14 protein-coding genes are annotated in these 16,998 nt (G+C 41.5%); 8 read left to right on the plus strand and 6 right to left on the minus strand.

Features of this window, described 5'->3' with window-relative positions:
- Nucleotides 1–170 precede the first annotated feature (170 nt).
- The 4 genes from deoC to deoD all read left to right on the plus strand — a co-directional run bounded on the left by deoC (nucleotide 171) and on the right by deoD (nucleotide 4,463).
- Nucleotides 171–944, plus strand: coding sequence for a deoxyribose-phosphate aldolase (deoC, locus tag IEW93_RS07725; protein WP_188738644.1), 774 nt, complete (start codon nucleotides 171–173; stop codon nucleotides 942–944).
- Between the two features lie 145 nt (nucleotides 945–1,089).
- Nucleotides 1,090–2,421, plus strand: coding sequence for a thymidine phosphorylase (gene deoA, locus IEW93_RS07730; protein WP_188738646.1), 1,332 nt, complete (start codon nucleotides 1,090–1,092; stop codon nucleotides 2,419–2,421).
- Between the two features lie 11 nt (nucleotides 2,422–2,432).
- Complete coding sequence (locus IEW93_RS07735) at nucleotides 2,433–3,650, plus strand: phosphopentomutase (RefSeq protein WP_188738648.1); 1,218 nt, start codon at nucleotides 2,433–2,435, stop codon at nucleotides 3,648–3,650.
- A gap of 102 nt (nucleotides 3,651–3,752) precedes the next feature.
- Nucleotides 3,753–4,463, plus strand: a complete 711-nt coding sequence (deoD, locus tag IEW93_RS07740; protein ID WP_188738650.1) for a purine-nucleoside phosphorylase — start codon at nucleotides 3,753–3,755, stop codon at nucleotides 4,461–4,463.
- Nucleotides 4,464–4,821: 358 nt separating this feature from the next.
- On the opposite strand, the gene IEW93_RS07745 is transcribed toward deoD, so the two are convergent.
- A complete protein-coding gene (locus IEW93_RS07745) occupies nucleotides 4,822–5,505 on the minus strand; it encodes an AhpA/YtjB family protein (protein ID WP_188738652.1) in 684 nt (227 codons plus the stop codon).
- Between the two features lie 163 nt (nucleotides 5,506–5,668).
- On the opposite strand from IEW93_RS07745, the gene serB reads away from it, so the two are divergent.
- Entirely contained in the window at nucleotides 5,669–6,655 is a 987-nt protein-coding gene (serB, locus tag IEW93_RS07750) for a phosphoserine phosphatase SerB (protein WP_188738800.1), read from the plus strand.
- A gap of 164 nt (nucleotides 6,656–6,819) precedes the next feature.
- Nucleotides 6,820–7,728: an alpha/beta fold hydrolase gene (locus IEW93_RS07755; protein WP_188738654.1), complete on the plus strand. Its 909-nt coding sequence runs from the start codon at nucleotides 6,820–6,822 to the stop codon at nucleotides 7,726–7,728.
- Between the two features lie 25 nt (nucleotides 7,729–7,753).
- Here IEW93_RS07755 and IEW93_RS07760 read toward each other — a convergent pair whose 3' ends face one another.
- Nucleotides 7,754–10,147: a PilZ domain-containing protein gene (locus IEW93_RS07760; protein ID WP_188738656.1), complete on the minus strand. Its 2,394-nt coding sequence runs from the start codon at nucleotides 10,145–10,147 to the stop codon at nucleotides 7,754–7,756.
- Between the two features lie 377 nt (nucleotides 10,148–10,524).
- Between IEW93_RS07760 and radA the strand changes: the two genes are divergently transcribed.
- Nucleotides 10,525–11,904: a DNA repair protein RadA gene (gene radA, locus IEW93_RS07765; protein WP_188738658.1), complete on the plus strand. Its 1,380-nt coding sequence runs from the start codon at nucleotides 10,525–10,527 to the stop codon at nucleotides 11,902–11,904.
- 235 nt (nucleotides 11,905–12,139) lie between these two features.
- Here the strand turns inward: radA and IEW93_RS07770 are convergent, their stop codons facing one another.
- From IEW93_RS07770 to ubiU, 4 genes are all read right to left on the minus strand, one after another.
- On the minus strand, nucleotides 12,140–12,505 hold the full coding sequence (locus tag IEW93_RS07770) for a PilZ domain-containing protein (protein ID WP_188738660.1): 366 nt from the start codon (nucleotides 12,503–12,505) through the stop codon (nucleotides 12,140–12,142).
- Between the two features lie 166 nt (nucleotides 12,506–12,671).
- The gene (locus tag IEW93_RS07775) at nucleotides 12,672–14,024 is read right to left on the minus strand and encodes a YjiH family protein (protein ID WP_188738662.1); all 1,353 of its coding nucleotides are present in this window, start codon (nucleotides 14,022–14,024) and stop codon (nucleotides 12,672–12,674) included.
- A 391-nt stretch (nucleotides 14,025–14,415) separates the two neighbouring features.
- Nucleotides 14,416–15,327, minus strand: coding sequence for a U32 family peptidase (locus IEW93_RS07780; RefSeq protein WP_188738664.1), 912 nt, complete (start codon nucleotides 15,325–15,327; stop codon nucleotides 14,416–14,418).
- 17 nt (nucleotides 15,328–15,344) lie between these two features.
- Entirely contained in the window at nucleotides 15,345–16,346 is a 1,002-nt protein-coding gene (gene ubiU, locus IEW93_RS07785) for a ubiquinone anaerobic biosynthesis protein UbiU (RefSeq protein ID WP_188738666.1), read from the minus strand.
- Nucleotides 16,347–16,486: 140 nt separating this feature from the next.
- Between ubiU and ubiT the strand changes: the two genes are divergently transcribed.
- On the plus strand, nucleotides 16,487–16,996 hold the full coding sequence (gene ubiT, locus IEW93_RS07790; protein ID WP_188738667.1) for a ubiquinone anaerobic biosynthesis accessory factor UbiT: 510 nt from the start codon (nucleotides 16,487–16,489) through the stop codon (nucleotides 16,994–16,996).
- Nucleotides 16,997–16,998 lie beyond the last annotated feature (2 nt).

Consider the following 16,998-nt stretch of genomic DNA (forward strand, 5'->3'; position numbering starts at 1 on the left):
AAGGATTCAAGTCGTGGTACTCGTTATCAGATTGAATACTTAGGTTAGTAAATAGCAGCAAGATTTACTGGCAATACTGAAGGCCCGGCCATAATTATAATCATATAGCCAGCTATAGTGTTGCCTGAACAAAATTTATCGACTTTGATTTTTCGTTTCGGAGAGCAATTATGACTGATTTAAAAAAAGCGGCGCAACTTGGCATTTCATTAATGGATTTAACGACGTTAAATGATGATGATACCGACCAAAAAGTGATTGAGTTATGCCACAAAGCTAAATCTGCTGCGGGTAATACTGCCGCAATCTGTATTTATCCTCGTTTTATTCCTATTGCACGTAAAACACTCAATGAACTTGATTGTGAAGACATTAAAATCGCCACAGTAACCAACTTCCCACATGGTAATGACGATATTGCTATCGCAGTATTAGAAACCCGTGCAGCTGTTGCTTACGGTGCTGATGAAGTGGATGTGGTATTTCCATACCGTGCATTAATGGAAGGTAATGAGACCGTTGGTTTCGAACTCGTGAAAGCCTGTAAAGAAGAGTGCGGTGAAGACGCAATTTTAAAAGTGATTATCGAATCTGGTGAATTAAAAGATCCTGCATTAATCCGTAAGGCATCAGAAATTTCAATTGATGCTGGCGCTGATTTTATCAAAACATCTACGGGTAAAGTGCCAGTTAATGCGACGCTAGAAGCTGCTGAAATTATGCTAACTGTCATCAGTGAGAAAAACCGTAACATCGGTTTTAAACCAGCAGGCGGCGTACGTGATGCTGCTCAAACAGCAGAGTTTTTAGGCTTAGCGGCGCGTATTTTAGGTGACGACTGGGTTACACCACAAACATTCCGTTTTGGCGCTTCAAGCTTGTTAAACAGCTTGTTGCACACGCTAGAATTGACTGAAGCGCCAAAAGCAACTTCTGGTTACTAATGGCAATAGCCTAGCAGAGCTCTGTTAGGCTTTATTTTCACTTTAGGTGGCGTATTACGCGTCATCTAAAGACACTATCATACGATAGTATTCCTATATTAATGGCGATCCTAAAGGTGATGGGTTGCCTAAAAGGGGACGTATTATGTTTCTTGCTCAAGAAATCATTCGTAAAAAACGCAATGGCGAAGCGCTAAGCACAGCCGAAATTCAATTTTTTGTTAACGGAATCACCCACAATACAGTATCAGAAGGGCAAATTGCTGCTTTTGGTATGGCGGTTTATTTTCAAGACATGAATATGGATGAGCGTATTGCATTGACTAGTGCCATGCGTGATTCTGGCACGGTTTTAAATTGGGATGCATTGCGTGTAAACGGTCCTATTATCGATAAGCACAGTACCGGTGGTGTAGGTGATGTTATCAGCCTAATGCTTGGCCCTATGGCTGCTGCGTGCGGTGGTTATGTGCCGATGATTTCTGGACGTGGTTTAGGCCATACCGGTGGTACACTTGATAAATTTGATGCCATTCCTGGGTATCAAACCGAACCTTCGAGTGAGCTTTTCCGCAAAGTCGTTAAAGAGGCTGGAGTAGCCATTATCGGTCAAACTGGCGATTTAGTGCCTGCAGATAAACGTTTTTATTCTATTCGTGATAACACGGCAACTGTTGAGTCTATTGGGCTTATTACCGCTTCAATTTTATCGAAAAAACTGGCAGCTGGTCTTGATGCGTTAGCTATGGATGTCAAAGTGGGTAGTGGCGCGTTTATGCCAACTTATGAAGCATCAGAAGAATTAGCCCGCAGTATTACTGCAGTTGCCAACGGTGCAGGCACTAAAACCACAGCGTTATTAACTGACATGAACCAAGTGTTGGCATCTTGTGCCGGTAATGCTGTTGAAGTGCGTGAAGCTATCCAGTTTTTAACCGGTCAATACCGTAACCCACGTTTATACGCTGTCACCATGGGATTATGTGCAGAAATGCTTATTTTGGGCGGTATTGCACAGAATGAAACCGATGCGCGTAATAAACTAAACGCTGTATTAGATAATGGTAAAGCGGCAGAGGCATTTGCTAAAATGGTCTCTGGTTTAGGCGGTCCTACCGATTTTGTTGAGGCATATGATAAGTATTTACCTCACGCGAAAATCATTCGCCCTGTTTATGCCAATACTTCCGGCTTTGCTTACCAAATGGATACCCGTGAGCTTGGTTTAGCTGTAGTTACCTTAGGCGGTGGTCGCCGTAAGCCTGGTGACGCACTCGATTACAGCGTCGGATTAACTCAAGTTTGCGCATTGGGTCAAGAAGTTAACAAAGATGTACCGTTAGCCATGATCCATGCTCAGTCTGAAGACGCCTTTGCTGAAGCTGCAGCTGCAGTGCAACAGGCTATTGTAGTGAGAGATAGCGCGCCAGAAAAGACGCCAGAAATTTATCGCTATATTCGCGCTTCAGATTTATAAAGGAAAACATAATGAAACGTACTTTTATCTTAATGCTAGACTCATTTGGTCTTGGCGCTGCAACCGATGCTGAGAAATTTGGTGATGTCGGTTCTGATACCTTTGGCCATATTGCTCAAGCATGTGCAGAAGGTAAAGCCGATATTGGTCGTCAAGGTCTGCTAAAACTTCCTAACTTAGCAAAGTTAGGTTTAGGCCATGCGGGATTTGAAAGCACAGGTAAATTTGCTGATGGTTTCAGTGATGATGTTGAAGTGATTGGTGCTTATGGCCATGCCGACGAGCTGAGCTCAGGTAAAGACACTCCAAGCGGTCACTGGGAAATGGCGGGTGTTCCTGTGCTATATGATTGGGGTTACTTCAGTGATTTAACCAACTCCTTTCCTAAAGAATTGACAGATAAAATTCTTAAACGTGCAGGCTTAGATGGCTTTTTGGGCAATTGTCATGCGTCGGGTACTCAAATCCTTGAAGAATTGGGTGAAGAGCACATGAAAACGGGTAAGCCTATTTTCTATACTTCTGCTGACTCAGTATTTCAAGTGGCTTGCCATGAAGAAACATTCGGTTTAGAGAATCTGTACAATTTATGCAAAATTGCCCGCGAAGAGCTTGAACCATACAACATTGGTCGTGTTATCGCGCGTCCATTTGTGGGCACAGGCCCAGCTGATTTTGCTCGCACAGGTAATCGACACGATTATGCTGTACTTCCTCCTGCGCCGACGGTGCTTGATAAGATGAAAGCGGCCGGTGGTGAAGTGGTCAGTATTGGTAAAATTGCTGATATTTATGCTCATAGTGGCATTACTCAGCAGTTTAAAGCTACTGGTCTTGAGGAGCTATTTGACGAAACTTTAGCGCAGATAAAACGCGCGGGTGATAACACTATCGTATTCACAAATTTTGTTGATTTTGACTCTCATTATGGCCACCGTCGTGACACTGCCGGTTATGCTAAAGCACTTGAGTATTTCGATTCTCGTTTGCCTGAGCTTTTTGCCATATTACAGCCAGATGATTTAGTGGTGTTTACCGCTGATCATGGTTGCGACCCAACATGGGTAGGTACTGAGCATACTCGTGAGCGTGTACCGGTTCTGGCTTATGGAGCAGGTTTACCGGCAGGATCGTTAGGTCGCCGTCAGTCTTTTGCTGATATTGGTCAGTCAATTGCGAGTTATTTTAAGTTAGAACCTATGAGTTATGGCGAATCTTTTATTAATTAGTCACATTTTCAAACGACGGTTCTATATAAAAGTTAATGCTTTTGCTAAACTGCACACATTATTAAGCAAGACCAAATAAAATAGAAACATAGGGGTTATATCATGGCTACACCACATATTAATGCTGTTGAAGGTGCGTTTGCTGAAACAGTGCTTTTCCCTGGCGATCCATTACGTGCTAAGTACATAGCTGAAACATTTTTAGAAAATGTTGAGCAAGTGACTGATGTGCGTAACATGCTAGGTTTTACAGGAACTTACAAAGGTAAGCGTATTTCGGTAATGGGTTCAGGTATGGGTATTCCATCTTGTTCGATTTATGCTCACGAACTTATTAAAGATTATGGTGTTAAAAACTTAATCCGTGTAGGAACTTGTGGCGCAATTAGCACTGATGTAAAAGTACGTGACGTGATCATTGGTATGGGTGCATGTACTGACTCTAAAGTGAACCGCTTACGCTTTAAAGATAACGATTTTGCAGCTATTGCTGACTTTAGCTTACTGAGCGCAGTGGTTGACTCTGCTAAAACTCACGGCACTAAAATCCGTGTAGGTAACGTTTTCTCTGCTGATTTATTTTACACACCAGATCCACAAATGTTTGACGTGATGGAAAAAATGGGTGTACTAGGCGTTGAGATGGAAGCGGCTGGTTTATACGGTGTTGCGCACGAATTAGGTGCTAAAGCATTATGTGTTGTGACTGTATCTGACCATATCCGTACGGGTGAAAAAACCACATCTGATGAGCGTCAAACGACTTTCAATGACATGATTATCATGACTTTGGATGCAGCGTTAACACTGTAAACTATAAATAGTACGATAATCAGTACTGTTTAACACTATCATACAGATGATGATTAAAAGGGACGCCAAAAAGCGTCCCTTTTATATTTTGTGTTATACCATTTCCATTAATTATGTGACCAATCAGAGTCGCTCAGACTGTTCAGTTTGAGGCGCATTGTTGAAATAATGGTTATTCCCTTCTAAAGCAATGCAACAAAGAAATGGACTGTCTGAGCGTCTCCTACAAGGCGGGTTTCTGTGCCTTCTATGCTGCTTAATAGTATTTTGACGTAGAGCAACTATGCCTACAATCCTATTACTTGCCTAGAAGGCACTGAATTCCCGCTGAATGACCAGATAATTAGTGGAATTGGTATTAGTTTTTATCTTCTTTTTCGTCTTTATCTTCTGCTTTTTCACTGCCTGACACTAACGCGATCCTTTTAGGCTTTTTACGTAACTTTGCTTGCGATTTTCTGCGATCAAAATCGGCACGTTTAAAGGATAATGCACGTGACAGTAATAAACCGATGAAACCAGCAACAATTAACATCATCTGCTGTAATTCCATGTTTTGTTCATGCAACACTTTAATTTCATCAAAAAAGATATCAAGGTTTAGCCGAACTTCTACATAACCTAGGTTGTTGTCATCTTGAATCACATTTTCGATTAAAGGAGGGTATGGCTTTAATAAGCCCTTTAACGCGTCTGAATCGGCTTCTAAGTCTTCAAAAGACACGCTTTGAGCAAAAGCCAGTCTTACCCCTTGAGAATTATATATGTTAACTGACATCACTTTAGGATCAGCGGCTAATGCAGACGCTAACCATTGAAGTTGCTCATCATTTTGTAAATACATTGCTGGTGCTGCACCATTTGCTGCTTGTTGAGCCAGTAAACGTGCCATCACTTTAGTTTGTGAGTTAAGCAAGTTTTGGCCATTTCTAAGGCTAGCTTGCCATAAATGTATAAGACCAAAAATGAGCGAAATCGCGATAACAATTTGTATTATCCGGCTAAATTTTTGTCTTTTCTTAAGACCTTTAACAAAAATCACTTTAATCCTCAGTGTTTTTTCTATTTAATTGGATGCTGATTTAGGGTGATCGTTGTAACTAGGTAACACTCAGCGGTAGTCCAATAACAGAGAATCATCAAAAAGCTATACTAATCGAAAAATTTGTCAGTAGATAGTCGGAACATACTAAGAGGCCGTATTGATGCAACAACAAGGTGAAAATGTTTTACTAAATTGGTTATTTTCAGAGGCTTGTGAGACTTATCAGCATCAGGGCCGTGTGTTATATCGTTATGAAGAGCCTGAGTACCCAATAAGTTTGCAATCTGATTTACCCTACCGTTGTCGGGTTATCTTTTCCTCACATTGTTCTGCTGATATTGAAGCTTGGCTGTGTTCCATTTCAATCAATATGCATATTGCGCAGCTTAAACGGCAAAATGATTTGTTAGGATTTGAGTTGTCAGCTCAAGTCGCAATTGATGAGTGGATAGCTGCTTTTCCGCAAAATATTGCCGCTGAGATAGTACTTATCCAGCAGCCTTTGGCACGTTTGAATCATCCGGGGTTATTAGTGATGGACATGGATTCAACCGCCATTCAAATAGAGTGTATTGACGAGCTTGCTGCAATGGCCGGTGTCGGTGATGAAGTTGCAGCCGTAACAGCCAGTGCCATGCGAGGCGAATTAGATTTTGAGCAATCGTTAAGGCAGCGAGTGGCTAAGTTAGCAGGAGCAGACGCTGCAATTATTAAGCAATTATGCGACGGCTTACCTTTAATGCCCGGTATAGAATCTATGGTTGCAGAGCTTAAAGCCCACCAATGGAAACTTGTGGTTGCATCAGGCGGATTTATTCCGTTTGTAGAGCATCTAAAGCACTTGCTAGGGTTAGATGCAGCCTATGCGAATGAGTTAGTGGTTATCAACGGTAAATTGACTGGCGAAGTCACTGGAGAGGTTGTTGATGCACAATACAAAGCCAATGTCATTGAGCGCTCGGCGCTGCAATGGGGCATTGCGTCAGGACAACGTGTTGCTATAGGTGATGGCGCCAATGATATTCCTATGATCCAAGCTGCTGATTTAGGATTGGCGTTTCATGCTAAGCCCAAGCTTGTTGCTGCTGCAGATGCAGCTATCGATCGTCTTGATTTACGCGCGCTAGTATTTTGCTTGCAGGCTTAATTGTTGCGATCAGACCTATGGGTGTGGCTGGATTAAGACTTTGACGTTAGATTTTGTCATGTTTTTGGTAGCCCAACATAACACTTAAGTTTTTGCTCTAATTTGTTTGTATTTGTTGGCAGTAATGATAGTTTAGTTTTAAATTTCTATTATTTCTGCCAACTGTGAACACTGATATTCAACAAGATTCGCTTTTTATTCCTTATCGTGACGGTCGTTTACACATAAGGCATATTGCTCCTACTACTGCCAATGGCGCCAATATTCCCATTTTAATGTTACATGGTGCCATGTCCAATGGCCGTGTTTTTTACAGTGACTCAGGTCGAGGGCTTGCTTGTTTTTTAGCCCGGGCTGGTTTTGATGTCTATGTGATGGATACTGCCGGTCGCGGGTTAAGTGAGCCGAAAATTCACCGTGATTTTGCGTTAGGTCAAGGGGAGGTCATTCGGGAACAGTTACCTTTGGTGCACCAGTTTATCTTGCAGCGTCATCCATTAGTAAGTCAGGTGCATTGGTGCGCACACTCATGGGGCGGTGTGCTAATGGCCAGTAGCTTGACGCGCTTTAGCCAGTTACAACACAGTGTCGCCTCCTTGTTAACTTTTGGTTCTAAACGTACGATAAAAGTACGCTCGTTTAGAAAGTGGCTCATGGTCGATTTTTTTTGGAATCGTCTAGCGCCATTTTTGGTATCAAGACAAGGGTATTTAGATGCCCATCGTCTTCGTGTCGGAATGGATAATGAAAGCCGCGCCTCGTTATTGCAAACCATTGATTGGGTTCGGGGAGACTGGGTTGATCATGATGATGAATTTGATTATGGTCACGCTGCCACTAATACTCAATGGCCAATCAGTTGGTTTATTGCCGGTAAAAATGACCGTGTGCTAGGTAATCCATCTGATGTGCGTGACATGATTGCTGAATGCGGCATAGGTAAAGTGAAGTATACGCTTTTGTCTAAAGAGCAAGGTAACCTATTTGATTATGACCATGCTGGCATGTTAACCAATAAACAAGCTGAACAAGATCATTTTGTTGCGATTAAAAACTGGTATTTAGCCTTGTAAGCTAAGTTGTTATCCAGCGTTCAGGTTACTTAGGTTTGTCGACCATGAGAAGGCTGGGATAACGAATTTCCACTTCGGCAGTAATATCCAGTAACTCACCTGAACCGATAACTTTCCAAAGCTGCTCTTCGAGCTGTTTTGCTCGATGGTTTGCATGAATATGAATGTATTCTAGTTCACGTCGAATGTAACTCATGTCGGGCTTATCTGTGGCACCACGATAGACTCTTAATGCCATAAATCGGCCTACTTTTTTACTTTGTTCAATAAAGGCTATTTGATTGTCTCTACCGCCTAATTCCGATTTGAGTATGCACTTTATTTGCACTGTGCCCCTTGGTTGGCGTACCAATTGGATAAATACTTCAAAAAAATCCATATCATGGCTGGGTTTCATTGATTTTATGGGGTCAATGATTTGTTGTTTTAACACATTATTATCTAACAAAGGCATTAAGTTGTATTGCAACACTTGATCTGTGTCTTGTGCGAACAAATGGCTTATTTCATCTGTGGTTGTGCCAATACCAATGCACGCCATTTGGGCTGATTTGACTGTTTTTTCTATAAAATAAGGCACGCCGGGCAATTGGCGCATAAATAGGTTCTTTAGGCCATCAGCCAGTTCTTTGAGTTGACCTTCGTTGTCAGATAATTGCTCTAGCTTTTGTTTGTTGTGGGCGATAAGTTTATTTAAAAACTCGACCCCTTCATGGGGGGAGTGTCCAACTAATGCACTTAAGTGTAATGTGAGGCCGTTCATGCGGCTGCGGATCAGTTGGTATGGCAAATTTGATAAGTTGGTTTTGCCAGCAGCGGCCTGAAGCCTTGGAAAGGATAACGTAACTTGAGCTGGCTCTGTAAAATCAACTGCGTGCTCCAGTATCAGTTGTAATCCTCGGCTAGAGATATCATGAGTAATACCTGTGGCTGTTTTATCGCCTTGCTGGATGACTACTGTGGTTTTAAAGGCAAATCGTGCCTCATGACGACGTTCACTAAATGGCATCGACACTTTTTTAATGCTGTGGTTTTTTACTTTGGCTTGAGCAAAAATTTTTAGTCCATTGACGTCTTCTTTGTTAAACCATTGCTGGTAATCTCGGCGAACTTCTTCATTGGTTAAATCAATAAGCTGTAAAATATGACTGAACTGGGCGAGTTGCTGCTCTGTTAATGCACTATAACGAGCATCATCGCCCGGGAGTGTTGAGGTTTTATAGTTTTTATTATGATCAATAGGTTGAGCAATTAATTTAAAAACCCGCCAACTGGCTTTAGTTGCAGCAAATCCAAGAAATAAATTGAGGTTTTTGGTGGCTTTTAACTCGGCTAATGTCGCTGAATAATAGTGCAGCTTACCTTGTGCATTATGGGTAAAACTAAAGAGCAGATTATGATCCGTGTCTGCGTTATTTTTGAGGAGCTGAGTCAGACGTCGAGTATTGATAAAGCTGGGTAATTGGCTGACGTGATTTTCATCTTGAAAGTAGTGTTGTATTGGTTGGTTGCCGCGACCAAGCAATTCGTAGCTAATGTGTGGTACATCGTCTTTGAGTGTGACATATAAGGGTAAATGTGTAAGCAATGGCAAGTAATGGCGTTCATATCCTAGGCCAGTTGCGGTAACAATGACATCGTTTACATCGACTTTATAGCGAAATTTATAACTTCGTATAACTTTGGTTAGCAGTTTGTCTAACGCATCACCACCACTTAACCGTTTAAGCCTTAAAATTGCGTGGCCATCTTTGTTTTGTATGTCTACTATTTGATAATCAACTCCATGTTGTAGATCATCAATGTAGAACTCTTCACTGAGCTCAAGCAGTTTGAGTTTAATGGGCTTATCTGGGTCTAAATGATGTTTAACGGGCAGTTTTACTCGTGCACCGCCAACGGAAAGATCCAGGGTCACACCGCTAATTTCATTGAGGTTTGATTGAGTCACAGCAATACGTATGCTGTAATTCATCCGTTCTTCGCAACGGTTAAAATAACTGCCAAGTACAACACCAGGGACTAAATATGGGTTTTCTTGGTTGAGGATGTCTTCTTGTTCAATATTACGCAGCTTTAAGCGGCGTAGTTTGTGCGCTTTTACAACCTGTTCGTAAACCCCTAAGGTGTATTTGTTACGATACAAAGGCAGGGCGTTAATGAGTGATTCTTTTGCTGGTTCGTCCAAAAAGTGCCGCTGGTTGGCAATCACAACTTCTTCACAGGGGAGTTCAGTTTTGTCGCGTAAGTCGATAATACGAGTGCATTGTGATGAAATACGATTAAGCTCCATTTTTAATAAAAAACGGGTTGAATTTGACTCATCAGCAGTCAGCCGCTCAAAAATGTCCTGAAAATCAGGCTCCATCAAGAGTGGTTTTAGTTGTTCAATTAATGCACTGTGGTTATCTAAACTCATTTTTGTTGTTTTTTGTCGTCTATTTAGTGAGTCTTATCGACATAGTATCGGCAAGAAAGTGCTGTTCTTTATGGCATTATTCATTACTAATCCATACTCTGTAAGTTAATATGGTTAGTCTATTTATTAATTAGCAGTTGTTACACGCTAATTAACAATCAGTTTGAACAAGATTGTAACTATTGGCAAGGTTCAAGATAAATATCGTTGTTATTTATCTCATTTTATTAACTTATTTAATCAGCCAACCTTGCTTTTGTCCATTTCCATTGATGTAGAGTAAATCACTGCGTTTTGTTTTAATGTGTTGGTCGATTTATCTAACATCCTCTTTATCGCAAGATGTTGAGTATATAAGTAAAATAGTAGGAAGTAATATGGCTAAAGCTCCAAAAATGGCATTTGTTTGTGACGATTGTGGCATGGATTATCCGCGTTGGCAGGGGCAGTGTCGTTGTGGTGCCTGGAATACCTTGGTTGAGGTTCGTTTAGCGAGTACTAAAACCGTCGCGTCGCGTCCGGCGGTATTAGGGTATGCCGGTGCGTCTGGTGGCGGAGCTAAAAAGCTCAATGATGTTGAGTCCGTTGAGGCTGAAAAAAGATTAACGGGAATTGGTGAGCTTGACAGAGTGCTCAGTGGTGGGCTTACAACGGGCTCTGTGAATATTATTTCAGGCGACCCTGGTGCGGGTAAAACCACATTATTGTCGGATTTAGTTGCACGTATGTCGCAGTCGACAGCATCACTCTATTGTACTGCTGAGGAGTCACTGTCCCAGTTTAAAAATCGAGTAAATCGTTTAAAGCTTAACTATAACGAAGATAATTTATATTTATTATCTGAAACCAGCGTTGAGTCGATAATTGAAGAGCTTGAAGCTAAGCAAATAAAATTTGCGGTTATAGATTCAATTCAGGCAGTGATTACCGATAATGCGAATGGTAGCCCAGGCTCTCCCTCTCAAGTGAAAACCGCAGCGCAAGCATTTACCCAATATTGTAAAAAAAATAACGTTACCATGTTCATTATTGCTCATGTGAATAAAAATAACGAAATCGCAGGGCCGCAAACCTTAGTGCATATTGTTGACGCGTTATTACATATCGATACCAACGATGGTCAAATTCGAACCTTAAGGGCGAATAAAAATCGTTTTGGTGATGTTGATACCGTGGGTATTTTTCGCATGAGCGAGCGCGGTATGCTGAGTGTCGATAACCCCAGCGAGATCTTTTTGTCAGGGTCGACCACTGAGTCGCCAGGTTCTACTATTACCTGTATTCGTAAAGGTAATCGCAATTTATTGCTAGAGATCCAATGTTTAACCACAGAGACGGAGTCAGAATTTCCTCAGCGAGTGTGTGTAGGGTTAAATATGAACCGGATTAAAATGTTGACGGGCATTTTACGCAAACACACAAAGACTAAAATTTTCCATGATACTTTTTTTAATATTGTGGGGGGGTTGAAAATCGATGAGTCTGAAACCTGTATCGATTTGGCATTAGTGACGGCGTTACTGAGCAGTTTAAATGACTTTGTTGTCCCGCGTACCACCTGCATTATGGGGGAGTTAAGTCTTAACGGTGATGTAAGGCCTATCGATAGTGGTGTACCGAGAGTGAAAGAAGCGGCGCAACACGGGTTTACCGAGATTTTTATTCCTTATCGCAATTACCATAAGTCAATGGAAGGCTTAGGAGCTAAAATTACCCCGGTAAAAACCATTCATGAATTACTTGAGTTGATTAATTAATACCGAGCAGCAAAAGAATGTACTCATGCTTACTGGTTAATATCGTTTATCACGTCGTTAGACATTTTGAGGATAAAACAACGAGATCGCTGCAATTTCGTCTTATTTTAAGCGATTTTATCTATGCAATTTCTAATCACTTATTTACCCTGATTGTTATCACTCAAGGAAATATAACAAAATGGCAAGCTTAAAAGCTTGCCATTTTTATTGCTGAAAAAGTAACAATTAAACGCTAAGGCGTTGGTGTCACGAGTGAATTAAGCTCACGGTCTAGCAACTCTGCATCGCCTAAATTGAGTTCAATAATACGGCGCAAATGAGTAATACTCTCAAGGTCAATATGCACACAGTTAAGCCCAAGGTGCTCTGGGGTTTTGTGAACAATGGCCGCCTGCATTTGCAGTTCAATGTCTGAGTCTGGCAACACAAATGCTAAGGTGACAATGGTATTAAGTTGCCCGGTGTAACCTGCTGGTAGTTCAACTAAAGCCCCATTGAGACTTAAATCTAAAATTTTTGTGCGCCAAGTTTGTTCGGTTTGCTGAATATAAGCACTAGCAGCAAATAAGATACGAGAAAACTTACGTCTGTCGTCCATGGGGTACCCTTATGAATTTATAATAACGGGATACTGCCCGTTGCCAATGAGTATGTTGTTATGCATTAAGCATACTTGATTTTTATCTTTTTCGCTGGCTTTTTAAACGAAAAAGGAGCGCGTTGCGCTCCTCAGGGGATTTAACCTATCTGTTATGCTGTGAGGCTTATATCAGTAAGTGTCCCATTAATGCGATTACTGGTAATGTTACTAAGGTGCGTAAGATAAATATGACAAAAAGTTCAAAAAAGTTAACCGGAATTTTACTACCAATCAGTAATGCCCCCACTTCGCTCATGTAAATTAATTGGGTCACAGATAATGCCGCTATCACAAAACGGGTTAAATCTGACTCAATAGAGCTGGCTAAAATAGAGGGGATAAACATGTCTGCAAAACCAACAACAATTGTTTTTGATGCGTCGACCGCTTCAGGGATTTGCAATAACTCTAACAACGGAATAAAGGGCATGCCGAGGTAATTAAATAAGGGGGTATGCTCAGCAAGTACCAATGCCACTGTGCCAATGGCCATTACCACAGGGATGACGCCAAAAATCATTTCAACAACGTTTTTGACCCCTTCAACTAAGACATGCTTAACACCGCCAGCTGAAGATGCTCTTTGCATTGCTTGCTCAAAACCCCATGAAAATACCCCATGATTGTTTGGTACGCTTTCATCGTCGTCATGTCGTGGTGTGTTGTCAATGTAGGTGTCTTTTTTCCATGATAATGGCGGAAGCTTAGGTACAATGACTGCTGCCACTAATCCGGCTAAACATACGGTCAGGTAAAATGGCACAAATAAATGTTCAAGTTTGACCTGCGAAATCACCACAAGGCTAAATGTAATTGATACAGCCGAAAATGTTGTGCCAATGACCGCTGCTTCTCTTTCAGTATAAAAACGAGTTTCATACTGCTTATTGGTCATTAAAATACCAACGCTGCCATCTCCTAACCATGAAGCCATACAATCGATTGCGCTGCGACCCGGAAGGTTGAATATGGGGCGCATTACTTTGGTCAACAAGGTGCCAAAAAATTCAAGTAAGCCGAAATTTAAAAGAAGTGGTAATAGCATTCCGGCAAAAATAAATACTGAAAATAACACTGGGACTAGGTCATTGAGTACCAGTCCTCCGGTTGCAGACGACGTGATCATCTCAGGGCCGACTTGCAAGTAAACCATGACAATAAATACTGCGCCCAAAATCCGGGTGACCAGCCAGAATAAATTCACTTTTAACAAGGTGCGTAAAAAATGATTCTTACGGACAAATTGAGGATTAACTATGCGAGTTAATAAAGACGCTATAGCCATAAATACGACAATACCAGCCACAATTAACTGAATTGAACTGCCCAGACTGGTTTGTAGTGCTTTAGAAATAATCGCAATTGGGATGGTAATTGCACCGTCAACACTGATAGGCGTCATAAACAGTAATAGACCAATCAGTGATGGGACGATAAAGGTAAGAATTGTTTTAATGTTATGTTGTTTGTGTGTCACGTTAAATACACCTTACGTATGTGCTTTAAAGTGGGCTTAAAGGGCAAGACCACTGTTGTAGATGGACGCTAAATGAATGTCCATTCAATTGTGCTTTTTAGGGAGGCAAGGTTACCTCCTTATTTGCAGTATGTAAAATGATTACTTAAACGAATAGATATTTGTTAAATGTGGGTAGATATACGCATTTGGATTTTTAATGACTAGATGGATAAACGTCAAATTAATCATTGTGTTGCGCTTCTGTTATTGGGTTGTTTTCTAGTTGTTTTTGAATTGTTTTTTTACTCAACAGTAAGATTAAATGGTTCAGCATTATGGCCTGATCAGCATTGCTGAACCATTGCTCAAATAGATACAAATTAGACGTAACACACACGACTAACGTCGATTAAAATGAGGCGTTATTGGCTTGTGGGTTGTAATCCATTCCCGGTAAACCTAACCAGTAGCCATTACAGTCTTTGGATTGGGTGTTCGTGATAGCAACTTGTGCTAGATCATTGAATTGAGCCTTATTAAGCAAGTTGGTTAAGGTGTCTGCGAGCGCAATATCGGCTAGTTTATTGGGTGAAATCCGCCAGTAATCAACACCCATATTGATCATGGTGGGTATTTGGTTTATCAGATTTACCTGTGCCGCTGATTGAGTTTGAATGCCGTTTAATCTTAATAGAGGTTGTGACTCTTGAGTTTGTGCTAACAAGCCTTTGCTGTGTCGTTGGCAAATGGTTTGGCAACTGTCTTTTGGTAACTGGTAATGCTTGGCAGTAAAACAGCGAGCAGAATGCGCTAATGGCATATATCCGTGTCCTAACACTTCTATTTCGAATGAGGGTTTCGTGTCTGTGTTGATCACTGCTTGCAGCCAATCTTTTGACAGTTCACATGGCATAACAAAGCGGAACATGCCTTTTTGGTGCAATAAATCTAAGCTGGCGCGATTATAGTTGTTAATTGTCGGGCCACACACAAAAGGCACTTTGGCTTGGTGAGCATAATACACGCCGGCCATATCGTTTGCTTCAATACAAAAGTCACCATTATTGATAGCGCGTGTTAATTCATGCAATTCTGATTGCGCTTCGACTAATGCCATGGTCGACAATATCACTTGTTTACCATGAGACTTAAGCATATTGGCTAACGCTAAATAGTCAGAAAATTTTAATTCGCGGCGGCGACTGCATACCGTTTCACCGAGATAAACGGTATCAATATTGCTGGTGGCAACAGCCTGGTAGAAGGTTTCTACGTCGGATTTAGACCAGCAATAACTGATAGGTCCTAGAGATATTTTCATTGTTGTCCTTATCGCTTTTATTGCCACTGGCGCTCGTAAGCACCTAATGTGGTAATTTGCCCTTCTGACACTTTGGCTAATGCCTGTGACCATTGAGCCTGTTCTGCAAACTCGTTAGGTGCTGCCAGATAAGTATCTATTGCGCTGCGCCACACTTGAGTGACCTGGCTAACATAGGCTGGGCTTCGTTGACGGCCTTCAATTTTAAGTGACGCTATTCCCGCTTGTGCTAACTGCGGTATCAGGCTTAATGTATTTAAGCTGGTGGGGGACTCGAGTAAATATTTGGCGTCTTGATCATATTGCGCCACATAGCGACCTTTACACACAACGGGGTAGCCAAGTTGCTGATGTGCTTGTGCTTTATCGATTAACACATTATTTAATCGAGTTAATTTATCAGTGCCACTGTCTTGCCAACGAACGTGGTTAGCAGGTGAACATGAGCCGCCAGTATTAGGAGATTGCCCGGTGACGTACGAAGATAAATGACAACGACCTTCAGCCATAATGCATAGACTGCCAAACGCAAATACCTCTAAGTCTACTGGGCTAACTTTGGCAAGATCCCTTACCTGTTTAATCGACAACACGCGAGGCAGTACGGCTCGTTCTATGTTAAATGCTTCTTTATAAAACGATAACGCCCCTAAATTGGTGGCACTGGCCTGTACAGATAAGTGTAAAGGCAAGTGTGGATGGTGCTGATGTGCGTAATTTAATAATGATAAATCTGCCACTATAAGTGCATCCATATTCAATTTCGCAGCTAAATCAACGGCCTGATACCAGCGTTGTTCATGGCCCGGTTTAGGGAAGGTGTTTATCGTTAAAAAGACTTTACGACCTTGACTATGAGCTAGCGTAGTGGCTTGTGCTAGCTGTTCTGCCGAAAAGTTTAACCCTGCAAATGACCGTGCGTTAGTGTCATCTTTTAGTCCCAGGTATACCGCGTCGGCACCCGCATTTAAGGCTGCTTTTAACGAGGCTAAATTACCTGCTGGGCATAAGAGTTCCATGTTAATGCTCTCATTATTTTAAAAGAACAGGAGTGTAAATGTGATTGAGTTAACATGAATTGATTTAAAACAGGTTTCGCTTGATAAATTGCCAGTAAACTAGCTTGCTAAATGGCGCTTTTTGCAGGTAGGAACCCTTAATGGCTCAAATATTACAACAACGTTTATCAGGATTTATTTTAGATATCGCCCCACAGTTTAGCCGACGTTCGTTAGCGCTCGTACCAAACAAACTGAAAATGTCTTTGATTACTCAAATGCTTAATTTAGTTCTGTCGGAGCAGCTTCGCGCAGGTGAATTAGTGTTTTTAAAAGATAAATCTGTAGGCATTTGTGTTGACGACATTGATTTGCAATTTCAAGTGGCCTTTGATAGCAAACTTCAGGCTTTGCCAATGACTAATCCGAATGTGATTTTTAGCGCCAACGTGCCTGAACTCTTGTTAGTCGCTGCGGCTAAAGAAGATCCGGATACCTTGTTTTTTCAACGCAAACTGCGTATTGAAGGTGATACTGAATTAGGCCTTGAGGTGAAAAATATGTTGTTATCAATAGAGCTTGATACGCTGCCAAGGCCAATAAAGTTAACAGTAGACAAGTTGGCGTGTATGTTACAAGCATTAACCCTAGGGCCTGAAACGGCTAAATAACC

Origin of the sequence: Shewanella inventionis (assembly GCF_014641855.1) — a bacterium.
Classification (GTDB): Bacteria; Pseudomonadota; Gammaproteobacteria; order Enterobacterales; family Shewanellaceae; genus Shewanella; species Shewanella inventionis.